Genomic DNA, 13,840 nt, shown 5'->3' with positions numbered 1-13,840 from the left:
TCTGATCTGCCGCACCGAGTGCCGCGGCCAGCGCGTTCCTCTCCCGGAGCAGACTGCTGACGAATCCGCCCACTGCTCCCAGTCCCAGGCCTACTGTGACAAGTCGGCTCCGGCTCACGGCTCGCACGGCCCCCGCCCTCCTCTGAGGTGGCTCAAGGTGGATGCGCCCTACCAGAACGCATCGTATCCACCCAGGACCGGCACGGGTACCGCGCAAACGGCAAAGGGGCGGGCCGTGTTCCGTAAAGGAACACGGCCCGCCCTGTCCGCCGGAACGCCTAGGAGGCGTCTTCCTCGGAGGGCTCCTCAGCGGTGCCCGAGTCCAGGACGCGGCCCTCGCCGGGTGCCAGCGTCCCGAGGATGCGCTCCAGATCCTCCATCGACGCGAACTCCACGACGATCTTCCCCTTCTTCTGGCCGAGGTCGACCTTGACCCTGGTCTCGAAGCGGTCGGAGAGACGCGAGGCGAGGTCGCTGAGCGCGGGGGAGAGACGGGCTCCCGCACGTGGCCCCTTGGGCTTGGGCGAGCTCTTGGCGACGGAGGAGTTGAGGACGGAGACGATCTCCTCCACCGCACGCACCGAGAGCCCCTCGGCCACGATCCGGTGGGCAAGCCGGTCCTGATCCTCCGAGTCGTCCACGGAGAGCAGAGCCCGGGCGTGACCGGCGGACAGCACACCGGCCGCCACCCGGCGCTGGACCGAAGGGGAGAGCTTCAGCAGGCGGAGGGTGTTGGACACTTGTGGACGCGAACGCCCGATGCGGTCCGCGAGCTGGTCATGGGTGCAGTTGAAGTCCTTGAGGAGCTGGTCGTAGGCGGCCGCCTCCTCCAGCGGGTTCAGCTGCGCCCGGTGGAGGTTCTCCAGGAGGGCGTCCAGGAGAAGCTTCTCGTCCTCGGTGTGCCGGACGATCGCCGGAATCCGTTCGAGGCCGGCCTCACGGCAGGCACGCCAGCGGCGCTCACCCATGATGAGCTCGTAGCGGTCCGGCCCGAGCTGCCGGACCACCACGGGCTGGAGCAGGCCGACTTCCCTGATCGAGGTGATCAGCTCGGCGAGGGCGTCCTCGTCGAAGACCTCGCGGGGCTGCCGGGGGTTCGGCGTGATGGCGTCGAGCGGTACCTCGGCGAAGTGTGCGCCCGCCGGCTCCGCCGCCCGGGGATCGGCCTGCTGCTCCGCGACCGGAGTGGTGCCCGCATCAGGGGCCGGGGCCGCCGCAGGGAGGGTCGTGACCTTGGCCGCCGCCACCCCGCGGTCCGCGGTCAGCAGGGGAGACCCGGGTGAAGAAGCCGGGCTCGTGCTCGACGGGGAGACCTGCTTCTCCTGCGGAGCTGCGGGAATCAGTGCGCCGAGCCCGCGTCCGAGTCCTCTACGTCGCTCACTCACTGGATCCCCTCCGACATGTTCTGCTGCGCGTTCTGCACTGTGTGGGCGTGCTGCGGGTCGTAGCGCAGGCCGACGCCACGCAGTGCGATCTCCCTGGCCGCCTCAAGATACGACAGGGAACCGCTGGAACCCGGATCGTAGGTGAGGACCGTCTGGCCATAGCTCGGGGCCTCCGAGATACGGACGGAGCGCGGGATGCTCGTGCGCAGGACCTCTTCGCCGAAGTGGCTTCGCACTTCCTCCGCCACCTGCGAGGCGAGCCGTGTCCGGCCGTCGTACATCGTGAGGAGGATCGTGGAGACATGGAGCGCGGGGTTGAGGTGACCGCGCACCAGGTCGACGTTCCGCAGCAGCTGACCCAGTCCTTCCAGCGCGTAGTACTCGCACTGGATGGGAATGAGGACCTCGGCTCCGGCGACCAGGGCGTTCACGGTCAGCAGCCCGAGCGACGGTGGGCAGTCGATGAGGATGTAGTCCAGCGGCTGCTCGTACGCCTGGATGGCGCGCTGCAGTCTGCTCTCCCGCGCCACCAGCGACACCAACTCGATCTCCGCACCGGCGAGATCGATGGTGGCAGGGGCGCAGAAAAGACCTTCGACGTCGGGAACCGGCTGGACCACTTCGGAGAGGGGCCGGCTGTCCACCAGGACGTCGTAGATGGAGGGGACTTCCGCGTGGTGGTCGATCCCCAGTGCCGTGGAGGCATTGCCCTGCGGGTCGAGGTCCACCACCAGCACGCGGGCGCCGTGCAAGGCGAGTGACGCGGCCAGGTTGACCGTCGTGGTGGTCTTCCCCACACCGCCCTTCTGGTTGGCGACCACCATGACACGGGTCTGTTCGGGTCGGGGCAGCCCCTCTCCGGCACGCCCCAGCGCCGCCACGGCGAGCTGAGCAGCCCGACCAATGGGGGTGTCGTCCATCGGCGGCGGTGTTTCACGTGAAACATCCTCCGCCGTGAACTCGGTACGGGGACCGGGGACCGGATCGGTCATCGGTCCCGCAATGTTGGCGTCGGACCGCAAGGATTCACTCTCCTCGACATCAGGCTCGCAATGAACAGAGCCTGCCATGCTTTCGGGGTCGTGAACCAGCGAGCCCCGTGGTTCTGTGGAGGAATCCACCTCTGTGGACAACTCGGTAGCCCGCACGAGGGGCTTTCGCCCCCTGGTCGGGGCGGCCGCACGGCCACGGCTGATGATTCCCTGCAGCAGTGAGCGACGTTTCACGTGAAACACGATGCCCGGACGGGCGAGGCGGCACGAGGACGACACTCCGAAATGCCCGCACAAGGAACATATGGTGCGGGCTCTCGCGGTAACTACCTGCGCCGACGGGACCGGCTGGTACGCGCCGCCTTGGCCCTCTTCGCCGCGAACCGCACCCCGCCAGGGCTCTCGCCCACCTCGACGCGCACCACCGTGGAGAGGGGGTCGACGATTCCCTCTCCCACCTGGAGCACCGAGGTCTCGACGACACCCAGCTTTCCGAGAGCGGCCCGGGCTCCGTGCAGTTCCTCCTCGGCGGTGTCTCCCTTGAGGGCGAGCATCTCGCCATAGGGCCGCAGCAACGGGACACCCCACCCTGCGAGACGGTCCAGGGGCGCCACCGCGCGGGCCGTCACCACATGGACGGGCTGCACCTTGCCGAGCATCTCCTCGGCCCGGCCCCGGACCACGGTCACATGGTCCAGGCCCAGCAGCTCGACGACCTCCTGCAGGAAGTTCGTCCGGCGCAGCAGGGGCTCCAGCAAGGTGATCTTGAGGTCCCGGCGGGCCAGGGCGAGCGGAATCCCGGGCAGCCCCGCCCCCGAACCCACATCGCAGACCGTCACCCCTTCCGGCACCACCTCGGACAGCACGGCACAGTTCAGGAGATGCCTCTCCCAGAGCCGCGGCACCTCACGGGGGCCGATGAGGCCGCGCTTCACTCCCGCGTCCGCCAACAGCTCGGCGTACCTCACGGCCTCCGGGAAGAACTCACCGAAAACCGTCCGCGCCGCCTCGGGCGCCTGAGGAAGCTCCTCTGCTTCCGTCACGGGAAACCGTCCTTCCGTACCGCACTGCCCCAGCGGGCGGTGGTGGGCTGACATTCAGGCTGACAAAGATCGGCCCCGCCTGCGAACAGACGGGGCCGACAGAACAACGGGGGTCAGGCAGGGAGGACAACGACGAAGCGCTGGGGCTCCTCGCCCTCGGACTCGCTGCGCAGGCCCGCGGCGGCCACCGCGTCGTGCACGACCTTGCGCTCGAACGGGGTCATCGGGTCGAGCTTCACCGGCTCGCCCGTGGACTTGACCTCGCCGGCCGCCTTGGCACCGATCTCGGCGAGCTCCGCACGCTTCTGCGCCCGGAAGCCGGCGATGTCCAGCATCAGACGGCTGCGGTCCCCGGTCTCCCGGAGCACGGCCAGCCGCGTCAGCTCCTGCAGAGCCTCCAGAACCTCGCCGTCGCGCCCCACGAGCTTCTGCAGATCCCGGCTGCCGCCGTCGCTGATGATGGAGACAGCCGCACGGTCCGCCTCGACATCCATGTCGATGTCACCGTCGAGGTCGGCGATGTCCAGCAGACCCTCGAGGTAGTCGGCCGCGATCTCCCCTTCCTGCTCCAGGCGGGTCAGGGTGTCGCCACCTTCGGCGGCGGCGGAGATGGTGCCTTCCGTCACGGATCGACTCCTTCGTTACTTCTTCGAGGACGGGTGCTTGGGGCGCTGCTGGCCCTTGCGCTGGGCGGACTTGGGCTGACGGGGTGCGCCGGCGGCCTTGCCACCGCCACCGGGCGCGGGCTTGGAGCCCTCGGCGTCGCCCTTGTCGAGCGACGTCTTGGGGGCCGTGCCGCCGCCCTCGGAGCCCTTCGCGGCAGCGGACTGACGCTGGGACTTGCTCTGGCGCTTGGGCTGCTGTCGGCGGTGCGCGGCGCCGCCTTCGGCCTCGGCGAGGGCGGTGTCGCTCTTGACCACCGTGCCGTCCGCCTGGGCGGCGAGGCCGGCCTTGGCCAGACCGCTGATGAGGCGGCGCTCGTTCTCGTTGCGGTCGCTGGTGCTCTTGGCCGCGATCACCTGGAGGACGTTGCGGTGACGGCGGGAGCGGACCTGGCCGTGCGAGGTGACGCTCTTCAGCATGCGCTGGAGGTAGGCGTCCTGTGCCTTGCTGCCCGGGGTGGGGTTCTGGTTGATCACGTACATCTGCTGGCCCATGGTCCACACGTTGGTGGTCAGCCAGTAGACGAGGACACCGACCGGGAAGTTGATGCCCATCACGGCGAAGATCACCGGGAAGATGTACATCAGCATCTTCTGCTGCTGCATGAACGGGGTCTTCACCGTGAGGTCGACGTTCTTCATCATCAGCTGGCGCTGGGTGAAGAACTGCGAGGCCGACATCAGGACGATCATCACCGCGGTGACGATGCGCACGTCCGTGAGGGAGGCGTTGAGGGCCTCGACCTTCTCCGGGGAGTCGGTGAACTTGGCGGCGATCGGGGCGCCGAAGATGTGCGCCTGCCGGGCGCTGTCCACGAGGCTCTGGTTCAGCACACCGATCTCGTCACCCGAGGCGATCTTGCTGAGCACGTGGTAGAGGGCGAAGAAGAACGGGGACTGCGCCAGGATGGGAAGGCACGAGGAGAGCGGGTTGGTCCCGGTCTCCTTGTACAGCTTCATCATCTCTTCGGACTGACGCTGCTTGTCGCTCTTGTAGCGCTCCTGGATGGCCTTCATCTTCGGCTGGAGCGCCTGCATGTTCCGGGTCGACTTGATCTGCTTCACGAAGAGCGGGATCAGGCAGATCCGGATGAGGATCACCAGCGACACGATGGACAGTCCCCAGGCCCAGCCCGTGTCCGGGCCGAAGATCGCCCCGTAGAGACTGTGGAACTGGACGATGATCCACGAGACAGGTGTGGTGATAAAACTGAAGAGACTGGCAATCGTGTCCACTAATCAGGCTCCTTGAGCATTGGGCGAGGTCTCTGCGGCCGGGCCCGGGGCCGTGGCCGCCGATCCCGGGGCAGGCACGTCAGTGGCGGAGTGCCCGCCCTTGTTGCCGCGCAAGGCGTCGCGCAGCATCTCGTGCCATCGAGGACGTTTGCGCGGAGGAACGTGATCCACACCGCCGGGCGACCACGGGTTGCACCGCAGGATCCGCCAGGCGGTCAGGGCCGTTCCCTTCACGGCGCCGTGCCGGTCGATGGCCGTGAATCCATAGTGGGAACACGATGGGTAGTACCGGCACACAGGCCCCAGCAGCGGGCTGATCGTCCACTGGTAGAGCTTGATCAGTGCCAGCAGCGGGTACTTCATCGCGCGCCCCCTCCCAGCAGCCGCTGGAGAGCGGCGTCCAGGTCTCGGGCCAGCTGTGCGTGGTCGGCGTCGCCCGCACCGGGCAGCGCCCGTACCACCACCAGGCTACCGGGGGGCAGCAGGGTGAGCCGATCCCGCATGAGATGGCGCAGTCTCCGCTTCACCTTGTTCCGGACGACGGCACCACCGACGGCCTTGCTCACGACGAAACCCGCACACGTCGGGGAAGCGCTCTCCCCAGGCGCGTGCGGGTCCGTGGCACCGCTTCGAAGGTGGACGACGAGTAGCGGGCGTCCGGCCCTGCGTCCTCGGCGTACCGCAGTCGCGAAGTCCTCGCGCCGCCTCAGCCGATTCTCGGTAGGCAGCACGTCATGACCTGTTAAAAGCGATCAGGCGGACAGGTTCGCGCGACCCTTGCTGCGGCGGTTCGCCAGGATGGCGCGGCCGGCACGGGTACGCATGCGCAGGCGGAAACCGTGGGTCTTCGCGCGACGACGGTTGTTCGGCTGGAAGGTGCGCTTGCTCACTCGGGGGCTCCAGAAGTAATTCGTTGATGGCGGGACATCGCCTGGCTGTCACCGTGCGCCCACGAGTAGCTCGCGATTACGCCCGAGTGCACCGCTTCACAATCACAGACCGTGATCTTTGCCCATCGGAGGCAGGCGGCAGCAGCCATCGACAACTCGACCTGGTTACGGTACGCGCGGCTACGCCATCCGGTCAAACCACGTCGAGGCCGGGGTCCACTGTGCACAGGCTGTGGACAACAACTTGAACCGCACGGGTCGGCCTGACTACCGTGGCTGAACTCGGATTCTTTTCCTGCCTGTCTTCCTATCCCGTCCCGAGAACCACACATTCGTGGGACCTGCGAGAGAGCGTGCTTTGTGGCTGACGTACCTGCCGATCTTGCCGCAGTGTGGCCACGGGTGCTGGATCAGCTCCTCGACGAGGGCCAGCAGGGCGTCGAGCCCAAGGACAAGCAGTGGATCGAGCGGTGCCAGCCCCTGGCGCTGGTCGCGGACACGGCACTGCTCGCCGTCCCCAACGAGTGGGGCAAGCGCGTGCTGGAGGGCCGGCTCGCGCCGCTGATCAGCGAGACCCTCAGCCGTGAGTGCGGACGCCCGATCCGCATCGCGATCACCGTGGACGACACGGTGGGCGAGGCCGCGGCCCCCGGTCCCGCACGCCGCGGCCACCAGCAGCAGGCGCCGCGCTACCCGGCGGCCCCGCACGACGAGCCCCGCTCCGGCGACGGATACGACGGGGGCCGGCAGAACGAGGGGTACGACGGCGGGCGCCCGGGACCCGACGGCTACGACGGCGGGCGCCACGGCGGCGACGGCTACGACAACGGCTCCCGCCAGAACGACGGCAACGACAGCTACGAGCCCACCCGCCCGGGTGAGGGGTACGACGCTCCCCGGCCGGGTGACCGGTACGACGACTACGGCCGCCGCCCGGAGGCCGACGACGGCCTGCCGAACGTGCGCCCCACCTACCCCGAGTACCAGCAGCGCCCCGAGCCGGGCGCCTGGCCGCGGACGCAGGAGGACCTCTCCTGGCAGCAGCCCCGCCTCGGCGGCTTCCAGGAGCGCGACCCCTATGCCTCGCCGCCGCAGAACCGCGCCCCGCACGACTACCGCCGGCCGCCGCAGCCCGAGCACCAGCAGTACGACCCGCGCGGGGGCGACCGGCGCGACCTCCCCGAGCCGGGGCCCGGACACCGCGGCGCCTCCCCGGGTGCGCCCGGTCCGCTCGGCGCGAAGCCCGCACCGGCCCCCGGCCCCGGCGAGCCGCACGCCCGGCTGAACCCCAAGTACCTCTTCGACACCTTCGTCATCGGCGCGTCCAACCGGTTCGCGCACGCGGCGGCCGTCGCGGTCGCCGAGGCGCCGGCGAAGGCGTACAACCCCCTCTTCATCTACGGGGAGTCGGGCCTCGGCAAGACGCACCTGCTGCACGCGATCGGGCACTACGCGCGCAGCCTCTATCCGGGGACCCGGGTGCGGTACGTGAGCTCGGAGGAGTTCACCAACGAGTTCATCAACTCCATCCGCGACGGCAAGGGCGACACCTTCCGCAAGCGGTACCGCGACGTGGACATCCTGCTCGTCGACGACATCCAGTTCCTCGCGAGCAAGGAGTCGACGCAGGAGGAGTTCTTCCACACCTTCAACACCCTGCACAACGCGAACAAGCAGATCGTGCTCTCCTCGGACCGGCCGCCCAAGCAGCTGATGACCCTGGAGGACCGGCTGCGCAACCGCTTCGAGTGGGGTCTGACGACGGATGTCCAGCCGCCCGAGCTGGAGACCCGGATCGCGATCCTGCGCAAGAAGGCGGTGCAGGAGCAGCTCAACGCCCCGCCGGAGGTACTGGAGTTCATCGCCTCCCGGATCTCCCGGAACATCAGGGAGCTGGAGGGCGCGCTGATCCGGGTGACCGCGTTCGCCTCCCTCAACCGGCAGCCCGTGGACCTCGGGCTGACCGAGATCGTCCTCAAGGACCTCATCCCCGGCGGCGAGGACGCGGCGCCCGAGATCACCGCGGGCGCGATCATGGCGGCCACGGCCGACTACTTCGGGCTCACGGTCGAGGACCTGTGCGGATCCTCGCGCAGCCGGGTGCTGGTGACGGCCCGCCAGATCGCGATGTACCTCTGCCGGGAGCTGACGGACCTGTCGCTGCCGAAGATCGGCGCGCAGTTCGGCGGCCGCGACCACACCACGGTGATGCACGCGGACCGGAAGATCCGGGCGCTGATGGCCGAGCGCCGGTCCATCTACAACCAGGTCACCGAGCTGACCAACCGCATCAAGAACGGCTGAGCGGACCGCCCCAGACGGCCCCGAGGGCGCCCCGGGACACCTGTGTCCCGGGGCGCCCTTCTCTGCGTGGGGGCGCGGTGAGCGCCGCCGGGCACCGCCAGCACCGCCAGCACCGCGCGCGGTGAGCGCCGCCGGGCACCGCGGAAGCCTGCGTCGAGGGCCGCCGGATCCGCCGTGCGGCCGCTGAACGAACCACTGACGACCGCCGTGCGACCGCCGTCGAGAGCACCGTGCGCCGGCGCCGAAGCCGGTGAACGCGGCCCGCGGCCGGCCCCACTGTGTTCGAATACCTGCCGGGCACGGCGGTTACCCACAGATCCGTGGACGATCTTCCGTCCACAGCCTGGGGACCGCGAAGTTGTCCCGATTCTGTCCACAGGACAGCCAACCCAGCGGTCATTCTGCCTGGTCAGCCGCTTGTGGATTTGTGGCCGAACGATCTCCACAGCCTGTGGAGGGAGAAACCGCCCCGGAACCTTGATCGACCTTGTCCACCGGCGGCCCACAGGCGAAGGGCGATTGCCCACAGCTTTTCCCCACCCCTGTCCACTGTTCGGCAACGCAACACCGTTCCTCACCGACGCGAGTGAAAGCCGTCACACCAACGAGGTCGATTGGCCTGTGGGGAACGTGGGTAAAGCTGGGGACAGCACTGGGGAGAAGTCCCACCGGGCTGTGCATCGGGTGTGCAGAACTTTCGCGCGTCCACAGAGAGGCCCGGTTGTCCACGAGTGCGGCCCACAGGCCCCGTGGACAAAAAACCGCCTCTGACCAGCGCAGACGACGTTATCCACGGTTTCCACAGCCCCTACTACTACTCCCACTCAGAGTTACCGGGAAATTCGCTTGGAAGGGGGCCCTGTGCACAACTCGACGCCGGAGCCCCACCCGCCCCTCGTCACGACTTGACCCCGACCCGCACCGAGTGTCGGTGCGGTACGTCAGACTGGTCTCCGGCATCAAGCCGACGACGAAGGCCAGCAGGGCGAGCCAGCAACAGCAGGAGGCGGTTCCGGTGAAGATCCGGGTGGAGCGCGATGTACTCGCGGAGGCGGTGGCCTGGGTGGCCCGGAGCCTTCCGGCCCGTCCGCCGGCGCCCGTTCTCGCGGGCCTTCTGCTGAAGGCGGAGGACGGCGCCCTGAGCTTCTCCAGCTTCGACTACGAGGTCTCGGCCCGCGTCTCGGTCGAGGCCGAGATCGAGGAGGACGGCACGGTCCTGGTCTCCGGCCGCCTGCTCGCCGACATCTGCCGCGCCCTGCCCAACCGCCCGGTGGAGATCTCCACAGACGGTGTACGGGCGACGGTGGTGTGCGGCTCCAGCCGCTTCACCCTCCACACCCTGCCCGTGGAGGAGTACCCGGCGCTGCCGCAGATGCCGACCGCGACCGGCACCGTGCCCGGCGAGGTCTTCGCCTCCGCCGCCGCCCAGGTGGCCATCGCCGCCGGCCGCGACGACACCCTCCCCGTCCTCACCGGTGTGCGCATCGAGATCGAGGGCGACACGGTCACCCTCGCCTCCACCGACCGCTACCGCTTCGCCGTGCGCGAGTTCCTGTGGAAGCCCGAGAGCCCCGACGCCTCCGCCGTCGCCCTGGTCCCCGCCAAGACCCTGCTGGACACGGCCAAGGCGCTGACCAGCGGTGACACGGTCACCCTGGCGCTCTCCGGATCCGGCGCGGGCGAGGGCCTGATCGGCTTCGAGGGCGCGGGCCGCCGCACCACGACCCGGCTGCTCGAAGGCGACCTGCCGAAGTACCGCACCCTCTTCCCCACCGAGTTCAACTCGGTCGCGGTGATCGAGACCGCCCCGTTCGTCGAGGCCGTCAAGCGCGTCGCCCTGGTCGCCGAGCGGAACACCCCGGTGCGCCTCAGCTTCGAGCAGGGCGTGCTGATCCTGGAGGCCGGCTCCAGCGACGACGCACAGGCTGTGGAACGCGTCGACGCCCAGCTCGAGGGCGACGACATCTCGATCGCGTTCAACCCGACCTTCCTGCTCGACGGCCTGAGCGCGATCGACTCCCCGGTCGCCCAGCTCTCGTTCACCACGTCCACCAAGCCGGCCCTGCTCAGCGGCCGCCCCGCGATGGACGCCGAGGCGGACGAGGCGTACAAGTACCTGATCATGCCGGTGCGCCTCAGCGGCTGACGTGTGCCCGCCGTCGTGCCCGCCCCCTCGGCCGGGTGCGACGGCCGTGCCCGGCGCCGCGCCCACCGGCGGGCCGAGCGGCTGATCAGGGCCTTATGAGCGCCTGACCCCACAGGTGTGCGCCCGCCTCCCGGCGTAGGCTCGGAGGCGGGCAGGAACACGGCACACAACGATTGAGGAACATCAGATGGAGCTCGGTCTCGTCGGCCTCGGCAAGATGGGCGGCAACATGCGCGAGCGCATTCGCCGCGCAGGTCACACCGTCATCGGCTACGACCGCAACCCGGACCTCGCGGACGTCCACAGCCTGGAAGAGCTGGTGGGCAAGCTCAAGGGCCCGCGCGTCGTCTGGGTCATGGTCCCGGCCGGCGCCGCGACCCAGTCCACGATCGACGAGCTCGCCGAGCTCCTCTCCCCCGGTGACGTGGTCGTCGACGGCGGCAACTCCCGCTGGACGGACGACGAGAAGCACGCCGTCGAGCTGGGCGTCAAGGGCATCGGCTTCGTCGACTGCGGTGTCTCCGGCGGCGTCTGGGGCCTGGAGAACGGCTACGCCCTGATGTACGGCGGCGACGAGGCCGACGTCGCGAAGGTCCAGCCGGTCTTCGACGCCCTCAAGCCCGAGGGCGAGTTCGGCTCGGTGCACGCCGGCAGGGTCGGCGCCGGCCACTTCGCCAAGATGGTCCACAACGGCATCGAGTACGCGATGATGCAGGCGTACGCCGAGGGCTGGGAGCTCCTGGAGAAGGTCGACTCCGTCACCGATGTGCGCGAGGTCTTCCGCTCCTGGCAGCAGGGCACGGTCATCCGCTCCTGGCTGCTGGACCTGGCCGTCAACGCCCTGGACGAGGACGAGCACCTCGACCAGCTGCGTGGTTACGCCCAGGACTCCGGCGAGGGCCGGTGGACGGTCGAGGCCGCCATCGACAACGCGGTCCCGCTGCCGGCGATCACCGCCTCGCTGTTCGCGCGGTTCGCGTCCCGTCAGGACGACTCCCCGCAGATGAAGATGATCGCCGCGCTGCGCAACCAGTTCGGCGGCCACGCGGTGGAGAGCAAGAAGTAGTCCACAGGCTGTGCGCCCCGGTGCACAGCCCGCCGGGGGAAGGTCGGCGCCACACCATGCACGTCACGCACCTGTCGCTGGCCGACTTCCGCTCGTACGCCCGGGTCGAGGTCCCGCTCGACCCGGGCGTCACCGCTTTCGTGGGGGCGAACGGGCAGGGCAAGACCAATCTGGTCGAGGCCGTCGGCTATCTGGCGACGCTCGCCAGCCACCGGGTGTCCTCGGACGCACCCCTGGTGCGCATGGGCGCGGACCGGGCCGTGATCCGGGCGGCCGTCACCCAGGGGGAGCGGTCCCAGCTGGTCGAGCTGGAGCTCAACCCGGGGCGGGCCAACCGCGCCCGCGTCAACCGGTCCTCGCAGGTCAGGCCGCGTGATGTGCTGGGGATCGTGCGCACGGTGCTGTTCGCCCCGGAGGACCTGGCGCTGGTCAAGGGGGACCCGGGTGAGCGCCGCCGCTTCCTCGACGAGCTGGTCACCGCGCGCTCCCCGCGGATGGCCGGCGTCCGCTCCGACTACGAGCGGGTGCTCAAGCAGCGCAACACCCTGCTCAAGTCCGCCGCGATGGCCCGCCGGCACGGCGGACGCTCCATGGACATGTCCACGCTCGACGTCTGGGACCAGCACCTGGCCCGGGCCGGCGCCGAGGTGCTCGCCCGCCGCGCCGATCTGATCGCCGCGCTCCAGCCTCTCGCGGACAAGGCGTACGAGGCGCTGGCGCCGGGGGGCGGCCCGGTCGCGCTGGCGTACCGTTCCTCCGCCGGGGAGGCGGGGGAGGCCGGTCCGGCGCAGAGCCGGGACGAGTACTACGAGCAGATCCTCGGCGCGCTGGCCGGGGTCCGCAAGCAGGAGATCGAACGGGGCGTGACCCTGGTCGGGCCGCACCGTGACGACCTCCTGCTGAAGCTGGGGCAGCTCCCCGCCAAGGGGTACGCGAGCCACGGCGAGTCCTGGTCCTACGCGCTGGCGCTCCGCCTCGCCTCCTACGACCTGCTGCGCTCCGAGGGGAACGAGCCGGTGCTCGTCCTGGACGACGTCTTCGCCGAGCTGGACGCGCGCCGCCGCGAGCGCCTCGCGGAGCTGGTCGCGCCGGGCGAGCAGGTGCTGGTGACGGCCGCGGTCGACGACGACGTCCCCGGCGTCCTCGCGGGCGCCCGGTACACGGTGGCGGACGGGGAGGTGGCCCGCGCGTGAACGATGCTCCCCAGGACCGCGGCCCCTTCGGCGGCGCCGCACCGCTGCCCGACGGCCCGTCGAACCGGGCCCCCCTCGGCGGCCCCCCGCTGCCAGGTGCCGGACCGCTGCCCGGGGACGGCCGGCCGCAAGCCGCCGCCCCGGAGGTCTCCGGCGTGGACCTCGCCCGGGTCGCTCTGCGCGCCGCCAAGGAGCAGGCCAGGGCCCGCGGCGACGCGGCCCGGCAGAAGAAGCAGGCGCGGCGCGGCGGCGGACTCCGTTCCGGGGCCCGGGCCGACGGGCGTGACCCGCTGCCGCTGGGGTCGGCGATCAACCGGCTGATCACCGAGCGGGGCTGGGAGACCCCGGCCGCGGTCGGCGGCGTCATGGGCCGCTGGCCGCAGATCGTCGGCGAGGACCTGGCCAAGCACTGCGTACCGCTGCGCTACGACGAGTCCCCCGAGGAGCGCCTGCTCACCGTGGAGTGCGACTCCACGGCCTGGGCGACCCAGCTCCGGCTGCTGGCGCCCCGGCTGGTGGCCCGCCTCAACGAGGACCTCGGCCACGGAACCGTCCGCGCCATCAAGGTCCTGGGCCCGGGTGGTCCACAGCGCCGGTTCGGCCCGCTCCGGGCTCCGGGCAGCACCGGCCCCGGTGACACGTACGGGTGAGGCCGCCCCGGCCCGCGCCCCGAGCGGACGGGTGACGCCGGGCGTCCGCGCCCGGAGCGGACGCCCGCCACCGGTGCCCCGGCGCATGCGGGCGCACGCCGCCGGCTCCGCGCATGCGGGCGCACCCACCCGCTTCGCGCGCGGGGCTCGCGCCCGCCCGCGTACCGCCGAGTAGCCCCCGGTGGACCCCCGCCGGGGAGCCCGGGAACGCCTGGTGCGCATGAGGCGTCCCTCTCGGTAGCGGGGGGTTGACAGCCCGAAGCGCTCAAAGCC

13 protein-coding genes and 1 pseudogene are annotated in these 13,840 nt (G+C 70.3%); 6 read left to right on the top strand and 8 right to left on the bottom strand.

Translation table 11 applies throughout. From position 1 onward, the window contains the following. Positions 1-278: 278 nt before the first annotated feature. From C593_RS0104400 to rpmH, 8 genes are all read right to left on the bottom strand, one after another. On the bottom strand, positions 279-1,385 hold the full coding sequence (locus tag C593_RS0104400; protein WP_078521169.1) for a ParB/RepB/Spo0J family partition protein: 1,107 nt from the start codon (positions 1,383-1,385) through the stop codon (positions 279-281). Continuing rightward, positions 1,382-2,455, bottom strand: coding sequence for an AAA family ATPase (locus C593_RS0104395; protein ID WP_078521167.1), 1,074 nt, complete (start codon positions 2,453-2,455; stop codon positions 1,382-1,384). Before C593_RS0104395 ends, C593_RS0104400 begins: the two co-directional genes overlap by 4 nt. A 248-nt stretch (positions 2,456-2,703) precedes the next feature. Continuing rightward, positions 2,704-3,420, bottom strand: a complete 717-nt coding sequence (gene rsmG / locus C593_RS0104390) for a 16S rRNA (guanine(527)-N(7))-methyltransferase RsmG (RefSeq protein ID WP_018846098.1) — start codon at positions 3,418-3,420, stop codon at positions 2,704-2,706. Between the two features lie 113 nt (positions 3,421-3,533). Beyond that, positions 3,534-4,046, bottom strand: a complete 513-nt coding sequence (locus C593_RS0104385; protein ID WP_018846097.1) for a R3H domain-containing nucleic acid-binding protein — start codon at positions 4,044-4,046, stop codon at positions 3,534-3,536. A 15-nt stretch (positions 4,047-4,061) separates the two neighbouring features. Beyond that, positions 4,062-5,318 carry a membrane protein insertase YidC gene (gene yidC / locus C593_RS0104380; protein ID WP_018846096.1) on the bottom strand — a complete coding sequence of 419 codons (1,257 nt, stop codon included), beginning with the start codon at positions 5,316-5,318 and terminating at the stop codon, positions 4,062-4,064. Between the two features lie 3 nt (positions 5,319-5,321). Continuing rightward, positions 5,322-5,681 carry a membrane protein insertion efficiency factor YidD gene (gene yidD / locus C593_RS31285; RefSeq protein WP_078521165.1) on the bottom strand — a complete coding sequence of 120 codons (360 nt, stop codon included), beginning with the start codon at positions 5,679-5,681 and terminating at the stop codon, positions 5,322-5,324. Next, positions 5,678-6,049: a ribonuclease P protein component gene (gene rnpA / locus C593_RS0104375; RefSeq protein WP_026277338.1), complete on the bottom strand. Its 372-nt coding sequence runs from the start codon at positions 6,047-6,049 to the stop codon at positions 5,678-5,680. The genes yidD and rnpA overlap by 4 nt, the downstream gene beginning before the upstream one ends. A gap of 21 nt (positions 6,050-6,070) precedes the next feature. After that, a complete protein-coding gene (gene rpmH, locus C593_RS0104370) occupies positions 6,071-6,208 on the bottom strand; it encodes a 50S ribosomal protein L34 (RefSeq protein ID WP_018846094.1) in 138 nt (45 codons plus the stop codon). A gap of 360 nt (positions 6,209-6,568) precedes the next feature. Between rpmH and C593_RS33580 the strand changes: the two are divergent. From C593_RS33580 to C593_RS0104345, 6 genes and pseudogenes are all read left to right on the top strand, one after another. Next, a pseudogene (locus C593_RS33580) lies at positions 6,569-6,925 on the top strand (chromosomal replication initiator protein DnaA); the annotation flags it as partial. Between the two features lie 243 nt (positions 6,926-7,168). Continuing rightward, complete coding sequence (gene dnaA, locus C593_RS0104365; protein ID WP_486591077.1) at positions 7,169-8,512, top strand: chromosomal replication initiator protein DnaA; 1,344 nt, start codon at positions 7,169-7,171, stop codon at positions 8,510-8,512. A 1,015-nt stretch (positions 8,513-9,527) separates the two neighbouring features. Beyond that, positions 9,528-10,658, top strand: coding sequence for a DNA polymerase III subunit beta (gene dnaN / locus C593_RS0104360; RefSeq protein ID WP_026277337.1), 1,131 nt, complete (start codon positions 9,528-9,530; stop codon positions 10,656-10,658). Positions 10,659-10,845: 187 nt separating this feature from the next. Continuing rightward, entirely contained in the window at positions 10,846-11,724 is an 879-nt protein-coding gene (gnd, locus tag C593_RS0104355) for a phosphogluconate dehydrogenase (NAD(+)-dependent, decarboxylating) (RefSeq protein WP_018846091.1), read from the top strand. 56 nt (positions 11,725-11,780) lie between these two features. Continuing rightward, a complete protein-coding gene (gene recF, locus C593_RS0104350; protein WP_018846090.1) occupies positions 11,781-12,917 on the top strand; it encodes a DNA replication/repair protein RecF in 1,137 nt (378 codons plus the stop codon). Positions 12,918-13,006: 89 nt separating this feature from the next. Further along, positions 13,007-13,567, top strand: coding sequence for a DciA family protein (locus tag C593_RS0104345; protein ID WP_078521197.1), 561 nt, complete (start codon positions 13,007-13,009; stop codon positions 13,565-13,567). The last annotated feature ends 273 nt before the right edge of the window (positions 13,568-13,840 follow it).

Source organism: Streptomyces sp. CNT372, assembly GCF_000377145.1.
The sequence above is the reverse complement of the archived record's forward strand: the minus strand, read 5'-3'. Positions and strand labels throughout refer to the sequence as shown.

Excerpts from the sequence above, each read along its gene's own strand:
- C593_RS0104395 (WP_078521167.1), bottom strand. The coding sequence starts at position 2,455 with ATGGCAGGCTCTGTTCATTGCGAGCCTGATGTCGAGGAGAGTGAATCC.
- yidD (WP_078521165.1), bottom strand. The coding sequence starts at position 5,681 with ATGAAGTACCCGCTGCTGGCACTGATCAAGCTCTACCAGTGGACGATC.
- gnd (WP_018846091.1), top strand. The coding sequence starts at position 10,846 with ATGGAGCTCGGTCTCGTCGGCCTCGGCAAGATGGGCGGCAACATGCGC.
- recF (WP_018846090.1), top strand. The coding sequence starts at position 11,781 with ATGCACGTCACGCACCTGTCGCTGGCCGACTTCCGCTCGTACGCCCGG.